Raw genomic sequence first — 25,682 nt, forward strand, 5'->3', positions numbered from 1 at the left:
CCTCAAAAAATATCTGTTCTGGATATACGAACTCCAAAACCTTCCAAACCTACATAATGATGCTCTTTAGCAGCATAAACAATAACAGAGCCTATTCCTAAATATTTTAAAATTTGTGATCCTAAACCAATTTTGCGCCATTCTTCTTCGCGTGCAATCGCCTGCACATGGTTTTCTGAACTGTTTCTTGTCATGTTTTGAATACCAACAGTTGATTGTATAACAGATCCTTCACGCAAATAAATAAATACGCCACGTTTTTCTTTTTCCATCATACGCCGCATCATCACCATAATATCTGAAGTTTGACAAAAAACGTCACTTATAATGTTTTCATGATGTAAATGCACAGGAATATTCTCACCCTCACGGACATCACCAAAAACAATTGCAATATGCTGAACGACTTCCCAAGGGAGTTGATAACTTTGAACAATAGCGGGACCTACGAATGTTTCAATAGGCATTTCTCCAACATGCTTGATCAATATTTCCTTACGTTGGCGGTAAGCAATTAAATCTGCAACCGTTATAATATGCAACCGATGTTCTTGCGCAAATTTCATAATCTGATCGCCATGTTTAACGCTTCCATCATCATTAACTAACTCACCGATAACACCAACCAGCGGCAAATTAGCTAATTTACATAAATCAACAGCGGCCTCCGTGTGACCTGAACGCATGAGCACTCCCCCTTCATGCGCAATTAAAGGAAAAACATGCCCTGGACGAACAAAATCATCCGCACTTGCATTTGAATTCGCAAGATTACGTACAGCTAATGTACGGTCATGTGCTGAGATCCCTGTTGTTATGCCGTGTTTAAAATCAACAGTAACCGTAAATTGCGTCCCATGTACAGAGTTATTATCTGGTACCATAGGAGAAAGATTAAACCGTTTTGCTTCTTTTTTTGGCATAGGTGTGCACACAATACCTGTTGTGTGACGAAGAATAAACGCCATCTTTTCTTCTGTACAATGCGCTGCAGCAACAGTTAAATCACCCTCATTTTCACGGTCATCATCATCTGTCACCACAACAATTTCACCGCGTTCAAAAGCTTTAAGTGCAGAAACAATTTTTTTTTCATCATACGCCATTGTTCACCTTTTCAATCACCCAACTTGACCGCGATGTCTTAGATAATGGTCAGCAATAGCACAAGCAACCATCGCTTCACCAACAGGAACGGCACGAATCCCAACACATGGATCATGACGTCCCTTTGTTATAACGTCTATATCATGACCATCAACATCAATGGAACGACGAGGTGTTAAAATTGATGAAGTAGGCTTTACAGCAAAACGCGCAACAATTGGCTGTCCACTCGATATTCCCCCTAAAATACCTCCCGCATGATTTGATAAAAAAAGCGGTTTTCCATCATTTCCCATTCGCATTTCATCCGCATTTTCTTCTCCCCTCAAGCGGGCTGCCGCAAAACCATCACCAATTTCCACACCTTTTACCGCATTAATCGACATAAGTAACGAGGCAATATCTTGATCAAGCTTTGCGTAAATAGGGGCTCCTAAACCTGCCGGAACATTTTCTGCAACGATCTCAACAACCGCACCAACAGATGTCCCCTCTTTACGGAGTTTACTGATATAGTCACTAAAAATTTGAACCATCTCTGCATCAGCTGTAAAAAAAGGATTATTATCGACCTCTGACCAATCCCAACGATCACGATTAATATTATGAGGACCAATTGCTATCACTGCTCCTCGTACAATCAAACCAGGAACGATTTTACGAGCAAATGCACCTGCTGCAACACGTGCTGCCGTCTCCCGTGCCGAAGCACGTCCCCCGCCTCGAAAATCACGAATGCCATATTTAATATCATAAGTATAATCCGCATGTCCTGGACGATACTGATGAGCAATTGCTCCATAATCTTGAGAGCGTTGATCTGTGTTTCGAATCAACAGAGAAATTGGTGTACCTGTTGTCACCAATGTCGTTCCATCGTCTTGAACAACAACTCCTGAAAGGACCTCTACTTCATCTGGTTCTCGGCGCTGCGTTGTGTATTTTGATTGTCCTGGCTTGCGTTTATCAAGATAAGCTTGAACTTCTGCAAGAGTAAAAATAATTCCAGGTGGACAACCATCAATGACACAACCAAGAGCAGCACCATGACTTTCACCCCATGTTGTTACACGAAACAAATGACCAAATGTATTATGCGACATGAAAAAAGATCCATTTCTCTGTCAAATATATACAACGATAACGTATGTTGTGTGCTATACACAAAACAGCTCTTTTCTCCCAAATACTCTTGGACACCTTAAATTTGGTCAAATTACTGCTGTCTAATAAAATCTTATAAACCAAACTTTATTCTTTAACGACAGAAATGTCTGGTGCATCAACTGCTTTCATACCTATGATATTATAACCCGAATCAACATGATGGACTTCACCGGTAACAGAACGAGACAAATCTGAAAGAAAATAAAGCGCAGAATCACCAACCTCTTCAATTGTTACCGTACGACGTAATGGAGCATTATATTCATTCCATTTTAAAATATAACGAAAATCACCAATACCAGAAGCCGCTAACGTTTTAATTGGTCCAGCAGATATAGCATTAACACGAATATTTTGGGGACCTAAATCTACCGCTAAATATTTCACGCTCGCTTCAAGAGCGGCTTTGGCAACCCCCATTACATTATAATTGGGAACAACCTTTTCTGCACCATAATAGGTTAGTGTCAAGATTGAACCACCATCTGGCATCAATTTTTCTGCACGCTTCGTTAGAGCTGTTAGGGAATAAACGGAAATATTCATGGTCATCATAAAATTTGATTCGCTGATATCAATATAACGACCACTTAATTCATCTTTATCAGAAAAACCAATAGCATGAACTAAAAAATCAAGTTTTCCCCATTTCTTCTCTATTTCTCTAAAGACCGTATCAATAGAGACACTGTCAGAAACATCACAATGTCCACAAACAAATCCCTTTAATTCTTCAGCCAAAGGCTCGACACGCTTTTTCATTGCTTCACCCTGATAGGTAAAAGCAAGCTCTGCCCCTGCGCTACTTGCCGCTTTAGCGATTCCCCAAGCGATGGAGCGATTATTGGCCAACCCCAAAATTAAACCACGCTTACCGTACAATAAACCATTACCCTTAGCCATCAGCACTGCCCCATTGTTACTTAAAATTAGTATTATTCACCTGCCTATGACACAGGTCAACTTTTTCTTCAAGCAATTGGTTTAAAATCAAACAAAAACTACGCTTTTATATATAAAATTTTTAAAATTAATCTTGTTGCATTTGCAAAAACTGTTCTAGTGCGGCGGTATTTTCATCTCCCGGCAACATAATGCGAACATGCACATAAAGATCATCTCTTGTACCATTTTTTAAACGAAGCCCTTTCCCTTTCAACCGTAAAACGCGATCAGAACTTGACCACGCAGGAATCGTTAAAACCACACGCCCCTCCAACGTCTCAACTTCTTCTTTTGCTCCCAAAACAGCATGTTTAAGAGAAACTGGTAAATCAAGATGGAGTGCTCTTCCTTCAACCCGAAAACGAGGATGTTTTTGAATCTGAATGGTTATTAACGCATCTCCTGCTTGCCCGTGAGGTACCTCTTCTCCCTGACCTTTTAAACGAATAGTCTGTCCGTCTTCAATATAATCTGGCAGTTTAATTTTTAACTTTTTTCCATTTGGAAAAACAGCTTCCACCTTTTCTGCGCCAACCATCTGCTCTAATGTTATGGCAAGATTAGCACGAACATGTGCTCCTTGTTGGGGACGGTTATAGTGTGTGGAATTCGAAAAGCTACCACCTCCTCCAAACAGATCCCGAAAAATATCACTCGCATCAAAACTTGCACCACCTGAAGAGGAAAAATCAAATCCCTTTGCTCTTCCTGAAAAGGGATTTTGTTTATTGCTAAAATTTTCACCAGCACCATAGGCTTGATAAAGCGGTTTTCCTTCCATATCAATTTCACCGCGGTCAAATTGTGCCTTTTTATCTTTATCACCTATAATTTCATAGGCTTGATTAATTTCAGCAAATTTCTCTTTAGCCTTTGTATCATCTTTATTATGGTCTGGATGATATTTCTTCGCTAATCTTCTAAATGCCGATTTAATCTCTTGCGATTTTGCGGTACGTGCCACACCCAGAATCGTGTAGGGATCACGCATATTGCCCTCTTTTCAATTTCTTCGTTTTCAAAATATCAACTGATACGTTGTTCAATATCCCTTATAGCTTCATCAGTCTATTCTAAAGAATAATTTCTTCTTTTCTCTTTATATGTCTATCAATAAACTAAAATACCAGATAAAATGAGACATTTATTTAATATAGCTCCTTGTAGTCTATGCTAAAGTAAAAATAATTATACTACCATAGAAATACACGATAGCATTGGCTTTTTGAAAATAAGAAAAAATAGTACTGTAACGTCTTGATGATAAAGTAAATGAGAAAATGCCTCACCCATGCTCACTGATATTTGGAGAAACTATGAGCACAAAAATACCAACAGATGATCATTTTATGAAAATGCAAAAACCTTTTGAACTTTTCGCAAAGTGGCTTGAAGAGGCAACGATAAGTGAAATAAATGATCCGAATGCTATGGCATTAGCAACAGTTGACGAAACAGGACTCCCTAATGTTCGTATGGTTCTCCTCAAAGACTACAGTCCCCAAGGATTCGTCTTCTATACCAATTATGAAAGCTGTAAAGGACAAGAAATTTTAAAATCAATGAAAGCATCCTTAGGTTTTCATTGGAAATCACTCCGTCGTCAAGTCAGAATTAGAGGAATCGTTGAAAAAGTAAGTCAACAGGAAGCCGATGCCTATTTCCAATCGCGACCACGTGGTAGTCGAATTGGTGCATGGGCCTCTAAACAATCTCAACCTTTAGACAATCGTTTTGTGCTCGAAAAAGCAATTGCTCAATATACTGCGCGTTATGCTCTAGGCAATATTCCACGACCACCTTATTGGTCTGGGTTTCGTGTTAAACCCCTTTCTATAGAGTTCTGGTGCGATCGCCCATTTCGTTTACATGATCGTCTGCTTTTTACACGGGATTGTGTTGAACACAGCGATTGGAAAAGACAAAAACTTTATCCCTAATCCTTCAAACTTCATCGTTATGAAGATTTTTTCTTCGCAACAATTAAACAAATATTTTTTATTCGAAAAATTCTAAAAGAAGATGATTTATTTTATTTAAATAGAAGAATTTTATTTTCACTGTAAAGGTTAATTGGTGATATTTTCTACTGTATTGCTTAAAAGTAGATTAGCAACAAGCTTATTAAAAAAAACATACTGTATTCAGTAGAAACTATGATTTTAGCTAACTTATTTTTAGACCGCAGGATAAAATATCATCCATATACCCCCACATACTAAACCAGCAAAAATCACAAAACCAATAAGCGAATTAGATTTGAAAAGCCTAAGGCATTGTGAACTATCATCTATATCAATGACTTTAATTTGAATAAACATATGGATGCTTGCCACAAAAATCCCCAAAAAACTAAGAACAGGAACTCCAGCTAAATAAAATGCTAGACTAACGAACATCACAAAACCACCATACAAAAATACTAAAGCACGCTTGGTTGCTTTACCAAAAAGAAGAGCCGTAGAACGGACACCAACAGTAATGTCATCTTCTTTATCTTGATGTGCGTAGATTGTGTCGTATCCTATGGTCCACAAAATTGATCCCACATAAAGCAAGATTGGTGCCCAGCTTAAACTTCCAAAGATAACAGCCCACCCCATTAATGCCCCCCAATTAAATGCAACGCCTAAAAAAAACTGCGGCCAATATGTTACGCGTTTCATAAAAGGATAAAATGCAACAGCTATCAATGACGAAATACCTAGAAAAAAACTAAACCTATTAAATTGTGATAAAACAACTAAACCAACTAAACATTGCACAAGTATAAAAACTCTTGCTTGCAACCGACTCACATGACCTGTCGGCAATGGGCGAGAACGTGTCCTTTCTACCTGAGCATCAATTTTATGGTCAATAAGATCATTCCAAGTACATCCTGCCCCTCGCATAGCAATAGACCCCAGAAAAAAAAGAAAAAGATACCAAACCCAATGAAGAAACATTGATAAAAGAGTATCGTAATGCATGTTATAAGAGAAAAAAGCCATTGTTGTTGACCAAAAACAAGGCCACATCAACAATTGCCAACCGATAGGCCGATCCCAACGCGCCAATTGCGCATAAAACCATAAAGAACGGGGAAGGAAGCTGTAGACCCATTGTTTGGAAGATGCATCCATAACCCGTCCTTGGCTATCATAGGACTGAACATGCGCGATATTTTTATTTTTTTTCATCAAATGATTTACCTTTGGTCTTGCGATAGAGACATTTCATTCTTATGAGAAGGGGATGAGATTAATTATCTTTTATGAGAGGAGCAAGCAATGAATATTCTTCTTATTGGCTCAGGTGGACGAGAACATGCTTTAGCATGGAAAATAGCAGCATCACCACTGCTAACAAAGTTATATTGTGCTCCTGGAAATCCTGCAACAACAGAATTTGGTGAAAATATTAATTTGAACATTGATGACCATCCCCTTGTTATTGATTTTTGTAAAGCACATTCTATTGATCTTGTAATTGTAGGACCAGAAGCACCCTTGGTGGCGGGTATAACAGACTCTCTTAATAGCGCTAACATATGTGTATTTGGTCCTACTCAAAAAGCTGCTCAACTAGAAGGTTCAAAAGCCTTTACAAAAGATTTATGTCGGAAGAATAACATTCCTACAGGAAGTTACCAATGCTTTAATGATGCCTCTAAAGCTAAAGCTTACATTCAGCAACAAGGTGTTCCCATTGTTATTAAAGCTGATGGCTTAGCAGCTGGCAAAGGTGTCGTGGTTGCAACAACTATGGAAGAAGCGTTTAACGCAGTTGATGCCTGCTTCAAAAGTACATTTGGAGATGCAGGAAACAAAATTGTTGTAGAATCTTTTCTTGAAGGTGAAGAAGCAAGCTTCTTCTGCCTTTGTGATGGTAAACTTGCTCTTCCTTTTGGATCTGCTCAAGATCATAAACGTGTAGGTGATGGGGATACTGGAGCAAACACCGGTGGTATGGGTGCTTATTCACCAGCGCCCATCATGACCCAAGAAATAGTGAATCGTACTCTCAAAGAAATTGTTGAACCAGCTTTAATAAGCATGAAAGAAATGGGCGCCCCCTTTAAAGGTATTCTCTTCGTCGGATTAATGATAACGCAAAAAGGACCCGAATTAATTGAATTTAACGTACGATTCGGTGATCCTGAATGTCAAGTTTTAATGATGCGCCTCAAAGATGATATTTTGCCAATTTTTCTTGCTGCAGCTCAAGGAAAACTCGAAAATAAGCCTCTTCGGTGGTCTGAAAAAACAGCTCTCACCGTTGTTATGGCTGCTAATGGTTATCCAGACTCTCCCCAAAAAGGTACTGTTATCCGTAACGTTGATCAAGTAAACACTCTTCCCGATGTGAAAGTTTTTCAAGCTGGTACAGTGTTGCGTGATGGAGAACTCATTGCAAATGGTGGACGTGTACTCAATATAACTGCAACAGGAAAAACGATTACGCATGCACAAAAACGTGCTTATGAAGCTGTTGATTTTATTGATTGGCCAGAAGGTTTTGTTCGTCGAGATATCGGATGGAGAGCCGTTGCGCGAGAAAATTAAATCCTTTGAATATTCTTTTTTTACGATTTTCTTATCTTATATAAGAGCATGACACACAAATTTTCTCACTGTTTTACGTTGACCATAATTTTGAAAAAATAAGTGTGCTTTCCTTTGAACAATCAAATATTGTAAATAGGATATCTACTCATGATAAAATAGGAAAATTTTCTGAATCTGAAGATGTAATATAAAATAATCATTTTACTGTTGTCTTTACTTTAAACGCATTTTCTCATCATTTTTATAAACACTTTCTTTCTTATAAAATCCTGAGGAAAAACGTATATACTATCATTTCTTTTATTTATCGCGTTTTTAGTGAAACTCCGCTTTTACGAAAAATAAAATGCCAAAAAAAGATAGTTATGTTATTCACATACAAATTCTTAAACAATATCTCTCATGCTTATCATTCCCATTTTACGACACTACCTGCAAATAGTATAAATCCATTCTGCCAGCTTTCTGGAATAAAAATAAAAACCTATACCATCATTGTATTTTCCAATTCTCAATATTACGATAACCCTTTCTATCTAAATGATTTTGATTATAAAAGAGAGATGAAATAAGAATATTCTGCAATATTCAAAGCTTTCATTCAACATGGAGAAATGATTTATAAAAAAAATTCAAAAACACTCCCAGTAATCTTCTGGTGTTTTTAATAATGTGGCAAAAACCCAAAATTATACCGCAAAAAAACAGTTTCTATTGTTATGAAAACCGTTTTTACCTCTCTGAAAAAAGCGTTCTACATCATCGATTCCTGCTGCCAATGTATGGTGTCAAAAAACTCTCATTTACAATCATTGACTTTCTCTTTGTTTTCAAGAACCAAAAGTCACACCAAATCCCGTCTGTAAAGGTCTGAATTCTCATTAAGCGGGTTCCTCTTGCTTCCCACTCATATGCTGCACTTACACAAAGACCTACAAGCAAACTTAGAATATTCGCCATATCTTCTAAAAACACTTCATGTGTGAAGTTTACATGCCTTATGTTACCTCCCCAAACAACGATGTTTTACAGCACAACAAGATAAATGCTGACGGTCGTACAAAAATGAATGCATGTTAATTTACTGGAGTGCAATTCGATTCGCAATCACCAAACGCAAGCCTAACGGATTGCTATAACGAAGTAAAAAATGCTTTTGTTTAGAATGTGCTGTTGTACCAAAAAATCGATGTAAATCAGAACGATCTTTTACAACCAGAATGCGATTATCTTCATTGATCATAAGCATGGGAAGGCCATAAGTATCCGCCCATAACCGCCAATCCAGAAGAACATTATTCAAATCTCTGGAAACCAAAAGCGGTATACAAGCTTCCTCATCGGCATGAAGTAATTCTAATGCAACAGCTCTTTCTCCTGAACGCGTTTTTACGGTACGTGCTGCAATTCCTTGAAAATGATAAGGGGGTATTAAATGCGATAAGCTTGAAGGCATATCCGTTTTAAAAGAAACACCACGCTCATTTAACGAACAAATAACCTGATTACCCGTTTTGGATGAAAAATATGTCGTCGTTTGTGGCAAATGGCACGGATCTAACCGAAATTCAAGCACCGCTTTTGCCTGATTAAAGCATTGATTAGCCATATACATTATCCCAATTTATCTTAAATAACATACACCCTTTAGCAGCTTTTTCTCATTGGATTATTAAAAGTTTGAATAAAAAACAACTGGTTTCTTTTTTGGTTATTAAAATCTAAACAAAAATGCATGATCACCATTCTTGAATTATAATACTTTTCCAGGATTCATTATCCCTAAAGGATCGAGTGTTTTTTTAATCCCTTGCATAATATCCAATGCGACAGGCGATTTAAAAGAACGAAGTTCTTCGCGCTTAAGCTGACCAATTCCATGCTCAGCAGAAAATGCACCTCTATAGTCCACCACTAAACTATGAATGCGATGATTCATTGTTGACCATAACTGCAAAAACACTGTCGTATCAGCTCCTACAGGTTGTGTAATATTATAATGTAAATTTCCATCGCCCATGTGTCCAAAACAAATCACCCTTGCTCCTGGAGCAATATCTTCAACAATAAGCGCTGCCTCAGCAATAAAATCAGGAATGGAAGCAAGTGGGATTGCAATATCATGCTTAATGGACCCTCCTGCTAACTTTTGTGCTGATGATATACTTTCTCGTAATTGCCAAAAAAAATCTTGCTGTTTTAAAGATTGCGCAACAACTGCATCTTCTATCACCGCATTCTTTAAAGCTTCTTCTAAAATAGTACTCAATACCGATAACGCCTCATCATTGCCTTGCAACGATGAAATGTTCATTAATACATACCATTCATGTTTCCGCTGAAGAGGAGGCTTCTCACACATCTTATAATCTAAAGCCATTTGCAAACTGAGATTTCCCATGAGCTCAAAACCTGTCAACATCCCTCCTCCATATTCTTGAGCCAGAGATAAAAACTCTAAAGCCTTCGCCGGACTATATAATCCCACCAAAGCAACAGCTTTTCCTTTTATTTTTGGAAACATCTTCAAAACGGCTGCAGTTATAACTCCCAATGTGCCTTCTGCACCAATAAAAAGATCTTTTAAATCGTAACCGCTATTGTCTTTTTTAACAAAACGCAAATCATCTAAAATACGCCCATCCGGTAAAACAACTTCTAAACCAAGACAAAGATCACGCATATTGCCATAAGCTAAAACAGCTGTCCCTCCAGCATTCGACGAAAGATTGCCTCCTACTTGGCAAGAACCTTCAGATGCCAAAGAAAGAGGGAAAAAACGACCTGATTCATCCACTTTTTTCTGTAAATCCTGTAAAATAACACCAGCCTCTACAACAACAAAATTTCCCTCAAGATTTATAGCTCTAATCTTATTTAATCGCTCCATGGATAAAAGAACGCTCCCTCCTCCTTCATCTGGTTGTTGTCCCCCCACAAGCCCTGTATTTCCACCCTGTGGCACAATCGGTGTGCGCGTTTTGCTCGCTAACTGCATAATCGATGAGACCTCTGCGCAAGAAGATGGACGTAAAAGTAAAGGTGTTTTTCCATGAAAAAGCCCACGCTCTTCAAGCAAATACGGTGCAATCAAAGCTTGATCCGTTATAGCATGCTTAGCACCAACAATTTCCCTAAACCCTTCAATTAATTCCTGCTCCATGTTCATTTCTCCTTTGGAGCTGCAGCCCGTATAAGACGATCATTGATAGCCTCTCCTAATCCGTATGATGGAATAGGTTCTACTGCGATACATCTCACTTTAAATGAATCTAATTCCTTCATATATTGAAATAAATGAGAGGCTGCCTCTTCCAACTTTCCATCTTCGCTAAGGTTTAAAATAGAAACGGCATTTTCAGCCCCCATAACACGCTTTGAACCAAATGCTAAAAGCGCTTCACCATTTTCCACCTTTTCTACATTCAAACGAACCGTAGCATTGGGAGCATAATGCGACTTTAACATCCCAGGAGCTTCAATCGCCGCCCTTTGATCTATCCGTTTTAAAGGCTTCCCCACAACCTCTTCAATTTCATCAGCCGCAAGCCCCCCTGGACGCAAAAGATAAATATTTTCACCACAAATTTTAATAATCGTTGATTCCAGCCCTATTTTAGCAGGTCCTCCGTCCAATATCAAAGGAACAGATTCCCCCAAAGATGCAAAAACAGCCTCAGCTGAAGTAGGGCTAAGACGCCCCGATTGATTCGCACTAGGAGCAGCAAGTGGACGGCCAAAATGTTGTACCACTTCCGCAAAACGACTGTCTGGAAAACGAACGGCCAAGGTATTCAAACCAGAGGTTGTTAAAGGATGGATATTATGCTGTTCCTTTAAAGGCAAAACCAATGTCAAAGGCCCTGGCCAAAATTCCTCTATTAATTGGCGTGAAAGAAAGTCAATTTTAACATAACGTTCCGCCATTTCGATGCCGCTAACATGCGCAATAAGAGGATTAATTTGTGGACGACCCTTCGTAGAGTAAATAGAAGAAATTGCCCTCCCATTGGTTGCATCGCCCGCTAATCCATAAACAGTTTCCGTTGGTAACGCTACTAACTTCCCTTGTTCAAGAAGCGCTATTGCCTCTCTTATCGAAGCACTATCGAGTGGTAGAATCGTCATGACACATCATTTCTATAACACTCTTTTAGTGATATTATGCTCTTTTTTATTCATATATCACATTGATTTATATGTTTTTTTAAGTATGGGGTTCATAAATAAAGGTTAGGGAATAGGATTTTCCAATATTCTTCTACAAAACATATCTTATTCTTCTAACTTTCTCTAATAATTTTTTGAATTTTGCTAAGTTCTCTTGTGAAAAGCTATTGTTGAAACTCTTGACATAGACTTAACGTGCAGTACATTGTACTACAATTGAATAGGGGATTTAGAAATGGGAAAAATTCAAGCCCGCATACCTGATCAAGTTCAAGAAATTGCAAGTGCAGTTATTAAGTCTACGGGTTTAACTGTATCGGATGCAGTACGCATGTTTATGACCCGCATTGCTAGAGATCGAACATTACCGCTTGGATCTTTCAACCAAATCCGGAAACATTACGAGCTATCGAGGATGCCGAAATGGGATGCGTCGAACATACATCATTAGACAGCTTAAGGACCATGATACGGGAAGATAGAACCGAAATGCGTAAATCTGAAAAGAAAACCTAAGCTTGCTATATTGTCTATACGCGTTCATTCCGGTCTGACCTTAAACGTGAAAGCAAAGGTAGGTATGCTAATACACTAGAGAAGGATTTGCTGCTTGTGGTCAAAGCGTTAGCGGAGAATGAACCGCTAAAAGCGCATTGGAGAGATCATGCGCTAACAGGTCAATGGCGCAATTGTCGTGATTGTCATATCAAACCAGATTTAGTTGTGATCTATCGAAAGTCGAATACCAAAACACTAGAGCTCTTACGACTTGGTTTGCATTCTGAACTACGCTTATGATTGGATCTCCAATTCATAGTAAAAAGAATTTTTCGAAGTTTTTGCTTGTATGACAGTTTTTCTAATTCTTTGAGAACCACTGCTTCAAATGAGCGAAGATGTTGTCTATCGCATCCATGAGGCGTGCAAAATCAAGAATAAGCAAAAAAAGAAAAAATGCTATCCACTTCATCAAGCGAGATATCATTTTCACGCTTTGATAGGTGATGATCATTTCTTTTTCTGATTCTGTAAGCTCTATATCGTCTTGTGTTTTTTTTCTAGCCATGTTTCCACCCACACAAGCATTCACCTAGATTATTGTGCTTTAAGATCTCTCTTGCTAAATTGGAACTGATGGCGTTCAGATCTTGCCGGCTTAAATAAATAGGTAACCAACCAACACAAGAAGAAGCATATTTATTTGTCGTGCAACCAGTCAGAGAGAGCAGCATGCACATCAGCATCACTTTTTTGATTAACTTCACTTTCCACCTCCAGCCGTGTTGTGGCTGCTTTTAAAGCTTTTTCTGTTTGCTTTTGTTGCTCTGCTTTTTTCCCAAGAGTAAAAGCTCTTGCTAAGGCAATAAAAAAAGCGGCTAAAGCCGCACCTGTTACCATCAAGTTTCTTTTCATCCATAAGATCATAGGCGGTGCTCCTGAAAGCGTTTAGCAACAAAGAAAATACCAGTACATGCGGCTAAAACCATAATGGCGGCTAAAGCCCATTGAATGGGTCCATTGCCCACTAAAAATCCACCAAGACCTGAGAAAGAACCAATAATCGGTGCCAATGCTTCTGCTTTGAAAACCCCCGTTGGTGCTTGCGTTTCTACTGTTTGATAATTGGAAGAAACATAAGCCCCTTTCGCCCATAGTCCTGCCTCTGCTACACGCCGGTGTACAAGACCTTGTAAACGTTTGCCTCCCGCTTTGGTCCATTTCTGCAATTCGGTTGGTACAGATTCATAATCCCCCGATTAAGCCTTTTAAGTAGTGTTCTATAGCCTTCTTGAGGGCTTAACGTGTTGCCTATGATTTTCATGGCAAGATCTGGATATTGCGTGAGTGCTTGCGCATCTTCATCGCTATACCCTTTAGAGCGTAAAAATTGCAAAGTTTGTTTATATTGTGCGCGTTCCTTGTTGCCCTGCCGCATAAGGATAGATGCATTTGAAAAACTTTCTTGTGGTGTCTTTCCTAACGCAAGCCCTGCAAAAAAATCCATTAAATGCTCGGAAAATTCTGATTTTCTAAAACGCTCCCATAAGCTACTTGGATTTGCTCCTGTCTGAACAAAGTTATCAAGTGACTTGATATAATCTGTTTTTTGTTCAAGATCACCACTTGCTTTTAAATGCTCCTCTTCTGGTAAGTGTGCATTCAAATGTTTTTCTTGAATCAATCAAAATCACTTGCTTGCACATCATAAGCGGGGCTGATGTGTGGGTAAAAACTATAGAAGAAAGGAGTAAAAATGATTCTTATGAATCGTCTTAAGAGCCAAGGGCTGTAGCAACACCCACGAGCTGGTTTTGTACACTTTCAAAAATGATATCTTTACCTGCTCCCAAGGTGATATTCCCGCTCTGCTCACCATTTGCATAAACAGGATTGGTACCAGCGATAATATCGGCTCCAACACCATGAATGCTGCCTTATTTAAAGTGCCACCCGCTTGAATAAAGAAGGAGACGGCTTTGATCCCCTACTTCATTCGTGATTTTATCCAACGACCTTTTAACGATGGGGAGGACGCTTTGGTGATCGCTTTTGTAAAGCTTTTTGCTTTTGCTGACGTTTTCTTTCATCCTCAAAATGCGTTAGTAAAGCGCGTTCCTGTTTCGTTTTGTTGGTCACACCAAAGGTGTCATTGTCCATCAATTGCTGATATCCAGCTAGCACCAAATTAGCTAAAAACGAGTCACTTTTCAGAGGTTGTACAAAATAGAGCCCTTTTGAATCTTGCAATTTATACCGGAAACCTGCTTTTTTCATACACTCATAAACTGAGGCAAATTCACTCGCATACGAATTCATATCACTAGAAGAAGCATAAACCGGTTTCCAGCCACATTTTGATAAGGATTGTTGGATCATCGCTTTATCGACACCTGGCTTTTCCCATAATGCTAAAGTTGATGGAGGAGGTTGGTTAACACATCCAGCTGTATTTAAGAGAGCTATGCAACTCAATAGTTTTAAGATTTTCTTCATTTTTTCCCTCTTTCAATGGATTTATTTACTATAAAACAGCTCGGAAGCTTGTTGATATTTTCTGTCATCGCTGCTTAAAACAACGGTGACCAATATTGAGATGATGGATTGAGGAAACAATCCCGTCATTTCAAGCAAAAGCAAGGATGAGGGATTGTTGACCATCACAAACAGCAAGACTTAAGGTTTGCATTCAGGTGCATTTTTATATTTTTTACAAAAAGGGCTGTTTAAGCGCTTCTTGACACTGCGCCTCGGGATGACAGCGCCTGGACGACAAATGGGAAGGTTTTCGGCTTTATGATTCTCGCACCAAGTCCCTCCCCCCACTTTATCACGGAAACCTGATTGAACCATGCAAGCATAAATTGTTGCTTTTGCATTAATGCTCTGCTTTCTGTTTTCTGGATCGACATCATAAGGCGTTGGCATGCCACATTCTAACAAGGCTTTTCCTACCTCAGTAAAATCTGCTCCCGGTTTCTCCCAGGCTCCTATAGAGGAGGTAGGAGTTTTATTAAATTGACAACCAGTGATGATTAATAGAGTTAATGTACTCAATAATTTTAAAGGTTTTTTCATTTTTTACTCCATGATTTACTTAAAGGAAATTGTTCACGATGAGATGAGCCATAAAACTTTTGGCATTTTGGACCCACATCTCCAAGACAGGTATGGGAGCTTATGGGATTCATGATCACTCTCCACCATTCTGTCCACCAGTTACTACCAGCAGATATTGTCTCATAAGCATAGCCATTGCCACCAATCAATCTGCTTACAACGTCAAATCTATGCCCATCAAAACCAATAGTGGTTTGTTTGCCACCACTCACATAACCTAACAAACCGGATGCCGCCAAAACATTAGCCGCTGGTCCATGGAAACTGATCGTTGTATTGCCTGCTACATCATTTACACCTTCTTGTTTGAAAGAATTCATCATATTAAAGCCTGTCAAACTGCCACGACTATGGGCATCAAAATGCAATCCCGTGTTACCATAGCGAGACATTAGATCTTTTGCTTCTTGTGTTGAATTGGTCAAACCCAAAAAGTTATTTTCCATAAACTTCTGATAACCCGCGACCAGAAGTTCTGAAATAGCAGAATCGGCTTCTGGGAACACAACAAAATAAAGCGGTACATTTTTATTGTCCGCATGTTGCTCTGCATAAACAGCCGCCTCATAGGGTGTTGTAAGAATACCATTGAGGAAAAAATGAACCTTGCCATCAGAACCTTTTTGTAAATTCTGTTGTTCTTCATCCGTTAAATAATGTGCGTGAGGAAACAATCGCGCCATTCCAAGTGAAGGCAAGGATGGCGGATTGTTGATCATCACAAGCAAGACTTAAGGATAGCATTCAAGTTGTTCTGAATGTTTTTTACAATAAGGGCTATTTAAGCGTCTCTCAACACTTCGCTGAGGCGTGATAGAACCACTAAGAGGATACACCGGAATCCTATCATCTTGACAATTTTCACACCACTTTCCATTTTCACTTCTATAGTGGAAGCCAGATTGAAGCATACAAGTATGAATTATTGCCCATTCACCGAAACCTAATCCACTATTTTCTGTATCGGCATTATAAGGAGTTGGCTTACCACACTCTAACAATGCTTTTGCTACTTCAGTAGAATCTGCATCTGGCTTTTGCCATATAACAAAGTATTTTGAAGGAGGCTTTGAGTCACATCCAGCGATACTTAACAAAGCCATGCAACTCAACAGTTTTAAGATTTTCTTCATTTTTTCCTCCCTGAATATTTTGAATAAATTGGCGTACGATTAGGTAATCCATAGAACTTTGTACAAGCATCACTTGGATGTCCATAACAAGCATGGACACTGGGGTAGCCCTTAAATATTTGCCATGCTTCTTTCCAAGGACCACTTCCAGGAGGTATTTGCTCAAAAGTGTAAGGATTTTTGCCAATCTTTGTACCAAAAAAGTCATTTTTATGATTTTCCAAGTTTACGTAATCCTGCTTTCCATCACTTAAGATATATAACGTATCTGCCATGTTTTGAGTATTATAAGCTGGTCCAAAGAAATTAATCGTTGTTTTCTTTGCTATACCATGAACACCATGCTTTTCTAAATCATGCGATCCATTGCCCGCTGTCATACTGCCGCGGCTATGCGCATCAGTATGCAATCCTATATATTGCCAAGGCTATACAACAGATTCTGGTACTTCTTCGTCGAATTGGTCAAAATACCCAACTTACCTTCTAGAGCATACTGATACCCTGCAATGAACAAATCTACCAAGAACGAATCGCTATGAGGGAACATCAGAAAATAGTGTGGATCATTCTTGTTATCAGCCAACTGAACCGCATTATGGGCTGCGTCATCTGGTGTTGTAAAAATACCATTGAGAAAAACATGAACCTTGCCATCAGAACCTTTTTGTAAATTCTGTTGTTCTTCAGGCGTTAAATAATGATATTGTGGCTGTCGATTTCCGTGGCTGTCTTTTATATATTTCCCATTTTCATCTTTTGCATAGATCACATTGCCATTTTCATCGTGATCCACGGTAGCCAGATAATGCTCTTTGATAAACATGTTTACAAAGCCCTGTTCAAAGATATTAATTCCTTCATCCGATAAATCATTGATCATATCTACGCGATTATGCACTGCTCCCTCAAGCGGTGCGACATCTAGCTGTCCTACAGCTTGGTGGGCTGCTGCGGTGTTGCGGTTGAGAGAGCCAATGATTTGTCCAGCATCTTGCCCCATCGCCCTCTGTCCAGTTGTATCAGTAAGGATGATAGTCCCATCGTTGATAGCAGATTTGGTTTCCCCTTCTACTCCATCATGCGCTTTTTAGAGGCTTCAGCATTACGCTTTTTAGGGGCTACATCATTGTGCTTTTTAGGAGCTTCAGCATTACGCTTTTTAGGGGCTACATCATTGCGCTTTTTAGGGGCTTCAGCATTGCGCTTTTTAGGGGCTACATCATTGCGCTTTTTAGGGGCTTCAGCATTACGCTTTTTAGAGGCTTCAGCATTGCGCTTTTTAGGGGCTACATCATTGCGCTTTTTAGAGGCTTCTTCACTATATTTTTTATAGGCTTTATCACTGTATTTAAATCCTTCTTCCAGCAATTCTGTTGCCATTTTACGGTCTTCACCAGCTGTTTGTTCCAGCTTAGTGACATCTATTTGTGATACACCCTTATGAGCTTCAGCGGTATTACGGTTAAGGGAAGCTATGGTTTGATCAACGCCTTGCCCTGTTAATGCCTTCTGCCCTGCTTCATCAGTAATGACGATAGTGCCATTGCTGATAGCGGATTTGGTATATCCTTCCCTTGAATCCTGTTGTTCTGCATGATCTAAAACATTTTTGGCAATGTTTTTAGCGATGTCGTATTCGCCCATTGCACCACCCGCTGCAATGCTAATCCCATCACTGCTGGCTTTGGCACTCGCACTGTTGGTAATATCACTGGTGCTGATGCTTCCTGTGGTCAGGCTGTTTTTTTCTGCCAAGGCTGTGCTTTCAATAATACCTCCAGTCAGCGTTGTTTTATCTTTAACGGTGATCTCAAAGCCGTCATCACGGGCTTTAATGCCTGATTGTTCCACAACACTGTGATAATCGCTGGAGGATTGATCATTTTGGAAAGAGACGTTTATTGATGCACCATCAGGCTTTCCATTGCCTTTAACCCCGACAGAAACAGAGTTTTTTTTGCTGGAACTTTGTCCCGTATCACTGCGGCTGACAACGGTAAAATCACCTCCTACTTCCATTTTTACACGCTCTCCAGAAACCACGGCGCCTGCCAATGTGGTGTTTGCCCCACTCGTGGTATGAACAGTACCTGTGCCAACAATATGGCTGTTCTTTTGTTGAACCTGTTCACTGGAACCTTCCCCTTGACTAAAAGCAGCACTGCCTGTTACCCCTGCGCCACCAGTACCATAACTGGCTCCAATATTCATTGAAGCGCTTTGGTTATGGTTTTGTGTGCTTTTCTTGTTTTGCGCACTTTCAAAGGTAATATGCTGTCCTGCTTCCAAGTTGATATTCCCGCTCTGCGGATCATTTGCATAAACAGGATTGGTGCCAGCGATAATATCAGCTCCAACACCATGGATGCTGCCTTTGTGGGCTTTCATATTGACAGAACGCCCAGCTTCTATGCTATTGGTTACAGCAGTAGATGTCTGAGAAGACTTCTCTTCCTTTTCAGTCTTAAAGCCTACGGTAACACTGGTAGAAATATCCACCATCTTGAGAAGGGAATCTTTTGTTGATCCGCTCTTTATCCCATTATAGAGATCTTTGCCTTTGTTATAGAGATCTTTGCCTTTTAGACCAAGAATGATGCCATTGCCGATTTTGTGTTTTGTATCCCCATGACCAAAATGTTTTCCTGCATCCTTTATATCTTGTATGGTACTAAGAATGCCAACATTGACAGAACCTGTAACACCAGCAAAGAAATTTTCATGTTTTTTTTGTGTCTTAGAGATATCTTGGCTTTCCGAAAGCGTGATATTATTACCGGCATCAATGTTCACATCACGATTTGCCGAAACAATAGCTGCTTGCATATTTACATCATTGTCAGCAGTAATCTGCACATCTCGGCGTGCCATGATGTGTGATTGTGCGGAAGTGGTTTCCCATTGATCGCCCGTATCTTTGACGCTTGCAACCCCAACACCCAAAGAAACACTACTGCTGCTCTTTCCAAACTGAATGCCAAAACCTGAACGCTTTTCTTCAGAATTTGACTTATGGCTATTATGACCCACAAGCACATTGACATCACGAGCTGCCGAAAGGTTAATATTCTCACCTGCAAGATCAGAGCCAACAATTGTCACATCTTTTTTCTTAGCAGTGATGTTGATAGTGCCATTCGCATTGAGAGAAGAGCCTTGATGTTCAAAACTTTCTTCATTTTCTGTCTTTGTCTCACTCCCATATATCGATAAAAAGTCCTTGCCTGAACCCGCGCCCAAACCAGATGCATGTTCTTCTGAGTAGCTGCTATGGTGATCTGTCATACCATCAATCGTCACACTTTCTCCACTCACATTGATATTTTGACCGGAAAGCAGATGAGAAGCAGAAATCTTGGCTTCTCCTTGTGCGTCTAACACGATGTTGCCCGTCGCCCCAAGGATAGAGGAGACCGTTGTGGTATGCGATTGAGAACTATCGGACGATTCCTCATGCAAAAAGCTACTTGAAGACGATTGGTATTGCTGGTCGTAGTGTTCTTGAGCGCCTTTTATAAGAATATTCCCACCAGAATGAATAGAAATATCCGCTTTTGCTTGATCTGGTGTTTCCTCTTTTTTTCCAGCAAGAAGCATCGACCCAATGATTTTTGTATCGTTGCCAGATTCAAAGGCTATCCCTTCACCGCCTGTTATACTTGAGCTCACGACTTGGGTAGCCTCAACATTATTATGGACTCTCTCACTAAATATTCCATCCTCTTTGTGATCAGACATCTCATAATTTAAGCTATCTTCTGCATTGTTGATTAAAATATCGTTACTGGCTTTCAGCCCCACCTTGCCCTTGGCATCTATATCGGAAGCAGAGACATGGATATCGTGCCCCGATATGATATCCATATTCTTTCCAGAACTTAGATGAGAGCCATTGTGCAAGGCAACATGGGAGGTTTCACTCCCATTCTGATTGTCCATACTGTTGCGTGTGGCATCAATCGAAATATTCCTCTCAGCTTGCAAGAGAAGTTTATCCGTTGCTTGAACATCTGAGCCTAAAATATTGAGATTTTTTCCTGATGAAAAGACTGTTGAACCCCCAGAACTGACTTCCGATTTATGATGCATGGTGGCATCACCCTGTTCATCATGGTAATGGGTTTCTGCTGAACCGATCGTCAAGTTGCCTTGTTCTGTAGCCATGGCAAGATCACCTCCGGTGGTGATCCCCACCCCTGAGGCGGTGATATCTTGCTTGGCAATCACGCTCGCATTGCCACCAGCAGAAAGCGCCTCGGTGTTTAATACTGTCTCCACGCCGTCAACCGTTGTGCGCCCTGCATCCAAACGAATATTCTTCTCCGCAAGGATAACAGCATCACCACCCGCCGCAAAATGCCCTCCTTGACTTAAGATATCCCCGCCATGCACATGCAATTGGTGGTTTGCCGCAATACGCCCTGAATTGGTTATCGTGGAATTGCTGGTATTCTGGCTGGTGATATTGACATCATCGCCCATGATCAAAGCCCCAGCAGAAACAAAGGAGGCTCTGTCTTTTTCGGGGATGTAAAGCACCGGAGCATAAACATCCATGCCCCTTACACTTTGGCGCACATAAATCACCATTGGAGCTTCTAGGGACGCCAATTGTTCTTCACTCAAAGGCTCTCCAAAAATCAAATTGTGGGCTTTTGCATATTCTGCCCCGACATCCAGCAAGGTTTTGACTTGTTCAATGGCATCACTTCCTGGAATAAAGGAACCTTTGCCCAAACCTTGACCGACCAGATCACGCATTTGTTTTTCAATCAATTCCTTTTCAAAATAGGCATCGCCTAAGAAAAAAATCTCTCTGTCAGGCTTGTAGCCAATTCTGTTCAAATAATAGGCTGAGCCATAAAACTTGCCAACATCAAGGAATTCTGCCCGCGTTTCATAAATAAAATTCTGGTTGGGCAGCGTGCCACCAACCCCACCCGATTGAGGCTTTGGCAAAGGGAGACCCTCAGAAAGTTCTCCTGCACCATTGATATCCACTTTTGGTGTAAACAAAGCACCAGCCCCGGTTAAACCGCTTAAGGACTCCAGCGGATTGCCTTCAACTGCTTGTGCTTTAAAATGCGCATCCCCTGTAATAGAACCTTCCCCTGCCTTGTTGTTGAGTTGATCAACCACCAGATTTAAAGTGCCACCCGCTTGGACAAGACCAGGAACTGCATCAAGAGCTTCTGAACCGGTCTGGCGATAAGTGCCATTAGCTATATCTAAGGAAACATCGCGGCTTCCATCAGCTTTATAACCATAACAATAAGCATCCGTATTAGCATTACAACCCATATAAGTGTTTTTATAAACCGTTGGCCCCAAATTGGTGAGCACATTGGCGTGGATATCGGCATTTCCTCCTGCTTGTATAATGCTATAGTGGTTGTCAATGGTATCGGCATTAATGATGAGATTGCCACTAGATTGTATCATCCCCTGAGCAGCCGGTTTATGCGAAAAACTCTGCGTGACAGTCTTCTCTGTCATGTATGACTGATTATTCCATTGATAGCGTTCTATATCTCCTTTTCTTTTATCATATTTCCAAGTGAATGCCTTATAGACTGTTCCACCTTGCAAAGTTGCCGTGCCATAGGTTCCCTCTTTGTTAGCCCAAAGCTTTTTATCAAATACAAATTCTTCCTTAAGATACCCTCCTTGAGTATGCATATAATCCTCTCCACCTATTAATATATACGTAACATACCCCTTTCCCCAACGCTCTCTCTTCATATCGTGATATAAATTCTGTTCATTGAGCAAATTAAAACCCTTTGGTTTTTCGAATGCTATGGCGACTTCTTCCGTTTTTTCCGTGATGACAGGCATGCTATCGGCTTCGTTTTTGAGACTGTTGGTTTGGATATTTAAGTTTCCACCTGCTTGAATAACGCCCGCTTTATTCACAAGCGAAAGGCTTTTTCCAGTACCAGCTGCATTGGTGAAAAATAAATTGCCTTCTGCCATAATAGCGCCAAAATCATTGAGCAAAGCCCCATCAACTTGTAAAGCACCATTGCCCTTTACATAAATTAAACCCGTTTTGCTGTTGGTCACATCGCCCGTCACGCTAAAAGCTAAATCATGACCCGCTGCCAATTGACCGCTATTTTCAAGCTCCCCGGTTTTGATGATAAAATCTCGTGCTGCTAAAACCGATGTGAACTGATCCACCATAACGCCTGGAGCAACAAAAAGAATATCTCCAGTCCCTCCTTCATCGGTAATGGCTTGTAGCCGTGCATGGTGAATATCAAGAACATTGGTGCTTTGAAAATCTAAACCACCATAAATCAGCGTGCTGCCCGAGACATAAATATGATCCGCAGTTAAATATAGCGTTTGCGGCGTGTAAATATGAGAACGATCATTGCTCAAATCCAGTGTGTTTGCTGTCAATCTCACATCCCCCGTAGCAGACAGCACATTCTCAACGCTGATCCCTCCTGATACCGAGGTCAGGGTTGCACTGCCATAGCCAATGACCTGATCATAATAAATGTCGTTGCCAGCAAAAAGTTCAATATTGCCACCACTGATAATATGCCCAACCTTTATACCCTCTTGCGCTGTAGCAAAAAGGGAACCTTTATCATGAAAAACAAGAGCACCTGTAGGGTTTGAAGGGCTCACCTGAGAGTGAACAAAATCTAAACCTGTCATCAGTGTGCCTGCATCAAGACTTCCCACCTTTAAAACGGCATCATCACCCGTCATCAAAGAAGAAAAATCAACCGCCCCACCATGAATGTCTGCTCTGCCATAGGCTAAAACTTGCCCAAAATGAATGCCGGCATGGGGGTCAACATGAATGGCAACATTGTGATGCGACAGAATTGTTTGGGAAACAGAGAGCCCATTATGAGAAACCAGGGTGATATCTCCTGCCCCATAAATACTTTCAGCAAAAATCGCACCTTGACTGCTCTGGAGATCAACATCCCCTTTTGTGCCAAGAACAAGGCTGCCAGCTGCTTGCGTGGCTGCCATATCAACCCCACCAGCTAAAAAATGGGCTTGTATATCACCACCGGCATGCGCCCTGAGATTGCCCCCAGCTAAAACAGTGCCACCAATATTAAGCGCTCCATCTGTTTCAAGTGTTACATCAGCGCCTGCGCCTAGCCCTGAAACTTGAAGAGCATGGTGCGAAGAAAGCTCCAAATTGCCCCCCGAGGTAGCTTTTCCGGCAATTGATAAAAGCCCATCCTGGGCATCTACGCTCAAATGACCTTCCGCGCCAACCGTTTCTAACATGACACCTTTTTTTGCTGCAATCGCAATATGCTTTTTGGATGTAATGTTCTCTGCATGAAGGGTATCGCTTTTTGATTGAAGAACAACACCCCCATGACCAAAAACATTCTTCAACGAGATTTTTCCGTCAGCAGAAAGATGCAACTGCCCCGCATTCGCTGCCATATCATGGCGCATGCGAACCCCAACTCCTTGTTCTGTTGCCACAAGTTTAATCTGATCCGCCTGTAGAGCCCCCAAAGCAGAACCATCTATCGCATATTCCGGTTTACCAGTAATATCGGTCAGTTCTTTCATCTGCCGAGAAGCATAATCAAAGTGACCCGTCCCTGCTGTCACTCCAATTTCTTTGCCCGCAACCGCTCCTTCAAAATGCACTGTGCGTGAGACAATATCGACAATATCAACCGAACCCTTGCCAGAAAAAAAATTGGCTCCCTGGAGGCCAAAGGTGATATCCCCTCCTCGCACCTGAAAACCTTTCAGAAAACCACTCGCATCAATTTCGGGTACACCCGTGGTTAAGGTCGCATGGGGCGTATTGATAAAGCCACAACCATTACAGCTTATGCCGTTGGGATTGGCTATAATCACATCAGCTTGATGCCCAAAAACCTCTCCTGGACCATGAAGCGCACTGCGCTTGCTGCTGGTCACTTCATTTAAAATCACTTTCGCCGAACCCGTGAGGCGCAAATGCGGATTGCCCGGCATAATGCCCCCCAACTGCGATTGCCCCACTTCTTGCGCATGATTGTTCCAAATCACACCTGGATTTCCAATATTAAAATCGTTATATTTATTGTGTGATAAGCCCTTGCCATTGGGGGTAACAATATCAATGGAAGGAACCCCATTGGGCGCTGCTACTATATCTGGACGATTGGCGGCATGAGCGTTAGGATCCACAGTAATTTGTGCCTGTAACGCTGAAGGTGCTAACAAACAAGAAAAACCAAGTCCCCCAAATAAAACCTTTTTGAGCATCGTACTGGAGACTAAAACACCTAATAAAGCTGCTCTTTCTGCTCTCTTCTCATATCTCATACTTTAACTCCCCAATAAAAAATGCTTAAAGTTCCATTGTTAATGTCATAAAAAATGTTCCTGATTTTTTGTGCTTAACTGTGCTCCAAAAAATACTGGAATAACTGGCATCAAGAGAGACCATGCCTCCCGCAAGCTTGACACCTGCTGTCCAACCGGCAAGCTGGTCACTCTTAATCCCATACAAAGCTTGCGAAAACACACGCCCATAATCCAAACCAACATAAGGGCGAAGTTCTCCAAAAACCTTTTTGAAGGTCGCGTGATTGCTCCACGGAATAGTGCGCAACAACAAATCATTCCGGCTAAAAAAACCGTTATTGCCAAAAAGCAAACTCTCACGCGTGCCACGAACATTGGAGGCGCCCCCCAACGAAATCTGCTCCGCACCCAATAAATTATGCGGTGAATATTGACCACTCAAAAGATTGCTCAGTATAAAGTCCAAGCCCCCTACCTTAAAAGGCGTCATGACACTAAGCGTACCAGTAAATTTGGCAAATTGTGGCTCCGCATCCCCTGCTCCTGGATCGTGCTTCTTGACAGAATGAAACAAAGGGAGCCCTTGCAAATAACTCACATCAAAGGTCCAAGTCCCACCCAACATCTGGCGCGAATGCGAAATGCCAAAATTGGCGACGCTATATTGACGGCTGCCCACTTCAATCTTATTGCC

At 40.8% G+C, this 25,682-nt stretch carries 21 protein-coding genes and 2 pseudogenes; 4 read left to right on the top strand and 19 right to left on the bottom strand.

Annotation, left to right across the window (positions count from 1 at the left end):
• Positions 1-2: 2 nt before the first annotated feature.
• From ribB to ACFIMI_RS02280, 4 genes are all read right to left on the bottom strand, one after another.
• Complete coding sequence (gene ribB, locus ACFIMI_RS02265; protein ID WP_375692204.1) at positions 3-1,106, bottom strand: 3,4-dihydroxy-2-butanone-4-phosphate synthase; 1,104 nt, start codon at positions 1,104-1,106, stop codon at positions 3-5.
• Positions 1,107-1,121: 15 nt separating this feature from the next.
• A complete protein-coding gene (gene aroC, locus ACFIMI_RS02270; protein WP_375613029.1) occupies positions 1,122-2,210 on the bottom strand; it encodes a chorismate synthase in 1,089 nt (362 codons plus the stop codon).
• Positions 2,211-2,358: 148 nt separating this feature from the next.
• Positions 2,359-3,177, bottom strand: a complete 819-nt coding sequence (gene fabI / locus ACFIMI_RS02275; RefSeq protein WP_273787904.1) for an enoyl-ACP reductase FabI — start codon at positions 3,175-3,177, stop codon at positions 2,359-2,361.
• A 127-nt stretch (positions 3,178-3,304) separates the two neighbouring features.
• The gene (locus ACFIMI_RS02280; RefSeq protein WP_375611120.1) at positions 3,305-4,210 is read right to left on the bottom strand and encodes a DnaJ C-terminal domain-containing protein; all 906 of its coding nucleotides are present in this window, start codon (positions 4,208-4,210) and stop codon (positions 3,305-3,307) included.
• Between the two features lie 325 nt (positions 4,211-4,535).
• Here ACFIMI_RS02280 and pdxH point away from each other — a divergent pair, with 325 nt between their 5' ends.
• Complete coding sequence (gene pdxH, locus ACFIMI_RS02285) at positions 4,536-5,159, top strand: pyridoxamine 5'-phosphate oxidase (RefSeq protein ID WP_375611119.1); 624 nt, start codon at positions 4,536-4,538, stop codon at positions 5,157-5,159.
• Positions 5,160-5,396: 237 nt separating this feature from the next.
• Here pdxH and ubiA read toward each other — a convergent pair whose 3' ends face one another.
• Positions 5,397-6,401 carry a 4-hydroxybenzoate octaprenyltransferase gene (gene ubiA, locus ACFIMI_RS02290; protein ID WP_375692205.1) on the bottom strand — a complete coding sequence of 335 codons (1,005 nt, stop codon included), beginning with the start codon at positions 6,399-6,401 and terminating at the stop codon, positions 5,397-5,399.
• A 90-nt stretch (positions 6,402-6,491) separates the two neighbouring features.
• On the opposite strand from ubiA, the gene purD reads away from it, so the two are divergent.
• Complete coding sequence (gene purD, locus ACFIMI_RS02295; RefSeq protein WP_375611117.1) at positions 6,492-7,766, top strand: phosphoribosylamine--glycine ligase; 1,275 nt, start codon at positions 6,492-6,494, stop codon at positions 7,764-7,766.
• A 1,084-nt stretch (positions 7,767-8,850) separates the two neighbouring features.
• Here the strand turns inward: purD and ACFIMI_RS02300 are convergent.
• From ACFIMI_RS02300 to ACFIMI_RS02310, 3 genes are all read right to left on the bottom strand, one after another.
• Entirely contained in the window at positions 8,851-9,378 is a 528-nt protein-coding gene (locus tag ACFIMI_RS02300) for a DUF6101 family protein (RefSeq protein ID WP_375628324.1), read from the bottom strand.
• A 144-nt stretch (positions 9,379-9,522) separates the two neighbouring features.
• Positions 9,523-10,932 carry an FAD-binding oxidoreductase gene (locus ACFIMI_RS02305; RefSeq protein WP_375629535.1) on the bottom strand — a complete coding sequence of 470 codons (1,410 nt, stop codon included), beginning with the start codon at positions 10,930-10,932 and terminating at the stop codon, positions 9,523-9,525.
• A 2-nt stretch (positions 10,933-10,934) separates the two neighbouring features.
• Positions 10,935-11,897 (bottom strand): L-threonylcarbamoyladenylate synthase, encoded by a 963-nt coding sequence (locus ACFIMI_RS02310; RefSeq protein ID WP_375613034.1) that lies wholly within the window; start codon positions 11,895-11,897, stop codon positions 10,935-10,937.
• Between the two features lie 277 nt (positions 11,898-12,174).
• On the opposite strand from ACFIMI_RS02310, the pseudogene ACFIMI_RS02315 reads away from it, so the two are divergent.
• Both ACFIMI_RS02315 and ACFIMI_RS02320 read left to right on the top strand, forming a co-directional pair.
• Positions 12,175-12,455 (top strand): annotated as a pseudogene (locus tag ACFIMI_RS02315) (type II toxin-antitoxin system RelB/DinJ family antitoxin).
• A 9-nt stretch (positions 12,456-12,464) separates the two neighbouring features.
• Positions 12,465-12,737: a type II toxin-antitoxin system YafQ family toxin gene (locus ACFIMI_RS02320; protein ID WP_375613051.1), complete on the top strand. Its 273-nt coding sequence runs from the start codon at positions 12,465-12,467 to the stop codon at positions 12,735-12,737.
• Between the two features lie 61 nt (positions 12,738-12,798).
• On the opposite strand, the gene ACFIMI_RS02325 is transcribed toward ACFIMI_RS02320, so the two are convergent.
• From ACFIMI_RS02325 to ACFIMI_RS02375, 11 genes and pseudogenes are all read right to left on the bottom strand, one after another.
• Positions 12,799-13,005 carry a hypothetical protein gene (locus tag ACFIMI_RS02325; RefSeq protein ID WP_375613035.1) on the bottom strand — a complete coding sequence of 69 codons (207 nt, stop codon included), beginning with the start codon at positions 13,003-13,005 and terminating at the stop codon, positions 12,799-12,801.
• 131 nt (positions 13,006-13,136) lie between these two features.
• On the bottom strand, positions 13,137-13,364 hold the full coding sequence (locus ACFIMI_RS02330; protein WP_375613036.1) for a hypothetical protein: 228 nt from the start codon (positions 13,362-13,364) through the stop codon (positions 13,137-13,139).
• A pseudogene (locus ACFIMI_RS02335) lies at positions 13,361-13,716 on the bottom strand (glycoside hydrolase family protein); the annotation flags it as partial. The gene ACFIMI_RS02330 and the pseudogene ACFIMI_RS02335, both read right to left, overlap by 4 nt.
• 740 nt (positions 13,717-14,456) lie before the next feature.
• Positions 14,457-14,933: a hypothetical protein gene (locus tag ACFIMI_RS02340; RefSeq protein WP_375613037.1), complete on the bottom strand. Its 477-nt coding sequence runs from the start codon at positions 14,931-14,933 to the stop codon at positions 14,457-14,459.
• 180 nt (positions 14,934-15,113) lie between these two features.
• Positions 15,114-15,515 carry a hypothetical protein gene (locus tag ACFIMI_RS02345; protein ID WP_375613038.1) on the bottom strand — a complete coding sequence of 134 codons (402 nt, stop codon included), beginning with the start codon at positions 15,513-15,515 and terminating at the stop codon, positions 15,114-15,116.
• Positions 15,512-16,276 (bottom strand): filamentous hemagglutinin, encoded by a 765-nt coding sequence (locus tag ACFIMI_RS02350; RefSeq protein WP_375613052.1) that lies wholly within the window; start codon positions 16,274-16,276, stop codon positions 15,512-15,514. The genes ACFIMI_RS02345 and ACFIMI_RS02350 overlap by 4 nt, the downstream gene beginning before the upstream one ends.
• 12 nt (positions 16,277-16,288) lie before the next feature.
• A complete protein-coding gene (locus ACFIMI_RS02355; RefSeq protein ID WP_375689253.1) occupies positions 16,289-16,690 on the bottom strand; it encodes a hypothetical protein in 402 nt (133 codons plus the stop codon).
• Complete coding sequence (locus ACFIMI_RS02360) at positions 16,687-17,100, bottom strand: hypothetical protein (RefSeq protein ID WP_375692206.1); 414 nt, start codon at positions 17,098-17,100, stop codon at positions 16,687-16,689. The genes ACFIMI_RS02355 and ACFIMI_RS02360 overlap by 4 nt, the downstream gene beginning before the upstream one ends.
• A 2-nt stretch (positions 17,101-17,102) precedes the next feature.
• Positions 17,103-17,693, bottom strand: a complete 591-nt coding sequence (locus tag ACFIMI_RS02365) for a hypothetical protein (protein ID WP_375613041.1) — start codon at positions 17,691-17,693, stop codon at positions 17,103-17,105.
• Positions 17,694-17,761: 68 nt separating this feature from the next.
• Positions 17,762-25,006 carry a hemagglutinin repeat-containing protein gene (locus ACFIMI_RS02370; RefSeq protein WP_375692207.1) on the bottom strand — a complete coding sequence of 2,415 codons (7,245 nt, stop codon included), beginning with the start codon at positions 25,004-25,006 and terminating at the stop codon, positions 17,762-17,764.
• Between the two features lie 25 nt (positions 25,007-25,031).
• Positions 25,032-25,682 (bottom strand): ShlB/FhaC/HecB family hemolysin secretion/activation protein (locus ACFIMI_RS02375; protein ID WP_375692208.1); only part of this gene is annotated, 651 nt, incomplete at its 5' end.

The sequence above is a fragment of the Bartonella sp. AP4SXKL genome, from assembly GCF_042195845.1.
Taxonomy (GTDB): domain Bacteria; phylum Pseudomonadota; class Alphaproteobacteria; order Rhizobiales; family Rhizobiaceae; genus Bartonella.

Coding starts and splice junctions, on each gene's coding strand:
- ribB (WP_375692204.1), bottom strand. CDS start 1,106: ATGGCGTATGATGAAAAAAAAATTGTTTCTGCACTTAAAGCTTTTGAA.
- ACFIMI_RS02305 (WP_375629535.1), bottom strand. CDS start 10,932: ATGGAGCAGGAATTAATTGAAGGGTTTAGGGAAATTGTTGGTGCTAAG.
- ACFIMI_RS02345 (WP_375613038.1), bottom strand. CDS start 15,515: ATGAAAAAACCTTTAAAATTATTGAGTACATTAACTCTATTAATCATC.
- ACFIMI_RS02370 (WP_375692207.1), bottom strand. CDS start 25,006: ATGAGATATGAGAAGAGAGCAGAAAGAGCAGCTTTATTAGGTGTTTTA.
- purD (WP_375611117.1), top strand. CDS start 6,492: ATGAATATTCTTCTTATTGGCTCAGGTGGACGAGAACATGCTTTAGCA.
- fabI (WP_273787904.1), bottom strand. CDS start 3,177: ATGGCTAAGGGTAATGGTTTATTGTACGGTAAGCGTGGTTTAATTTTG.
- pdxH (WP_375611119.1), top strand. CDS start 4,536: ATGAGCACAAAAATACCAACAGATGATCATTTTATGAAAATGCAAAAA.
- ACFIMI_RS02350 (WP_375613052.1), bottom strand. CDS start 16,276: ATGATCAACAATCCGCCATCCTTGCCTTCACTTGGAATGGCGCGATTG.
- ACFIMI_RS02355 (WP_375689253.1), bottom strand. CDS start 16,690: ATGAAGAAAATCTTAAAACTGTTGAGTTGCATGGCTTTGTTAAGTATC.
- ACFIMI_RS02280 (WP_375611120.1), bottom strand. CDS start 4,210: ATGCGTGATCCCTACACGATTCTGGGTGTGGCACGTACCGCAAAATCG.
- ubiA (WP_375692205.1), bottom strand. CDS start 6,401: ATGAAAAAAAATAAAAATATCGCGCATGTTCAGTCCTATGATAGCCAA.
- ACFIMI_RS02365 (WP_375613041.1), bottom strand. CDS start 17,693: ATGGGGCAAGATGCTGGACAAATCATTGGCTCTCTCAACCGCAACACC.
- ACFIMI_RS02310 (WP_375613034.1), bottom strand. CDS start 11,897: ATGACGATTCTACCACTCGATAGTGCTTCGATAAGAGAGGCAATAGCG.
- ACFIMI_RS02325 (WP_375613035.1), bottom strand. CDS start 13,005: ATGGCTAGAAAAAAAACACAAGACGATATAGAGCTTACAGAATCAGAA.
- ACFIMI_RS02330 (WP_375613036.1), bottom strand. CDS start 13,364: ATGATCTTATGGATGAAAAGAAACTTGATGGTAACAGGTGCGGCTTTA.
- aroC (WP_375613029.1), bottom strand. CDS start 2,210: ATGTCGCATAATACATTTGGTCATTTGTTTCGTGTAACAACATGGGGT.
- ACFIMI_RS02340 (WP_375613037.1), bottom strand. CDS start 14,933: ATGAAGAAAATCTTAAAACTATTGAGTTGCATAGCTCTCTTAAATACA.
- ACFIMI_RS02300 (WP_375628324.1), bottom strand. CDS start 9,378: ATGGCTAATCAATGCTTTAATCAGGCAAAAGCGGTGCTTGAATTTCGG.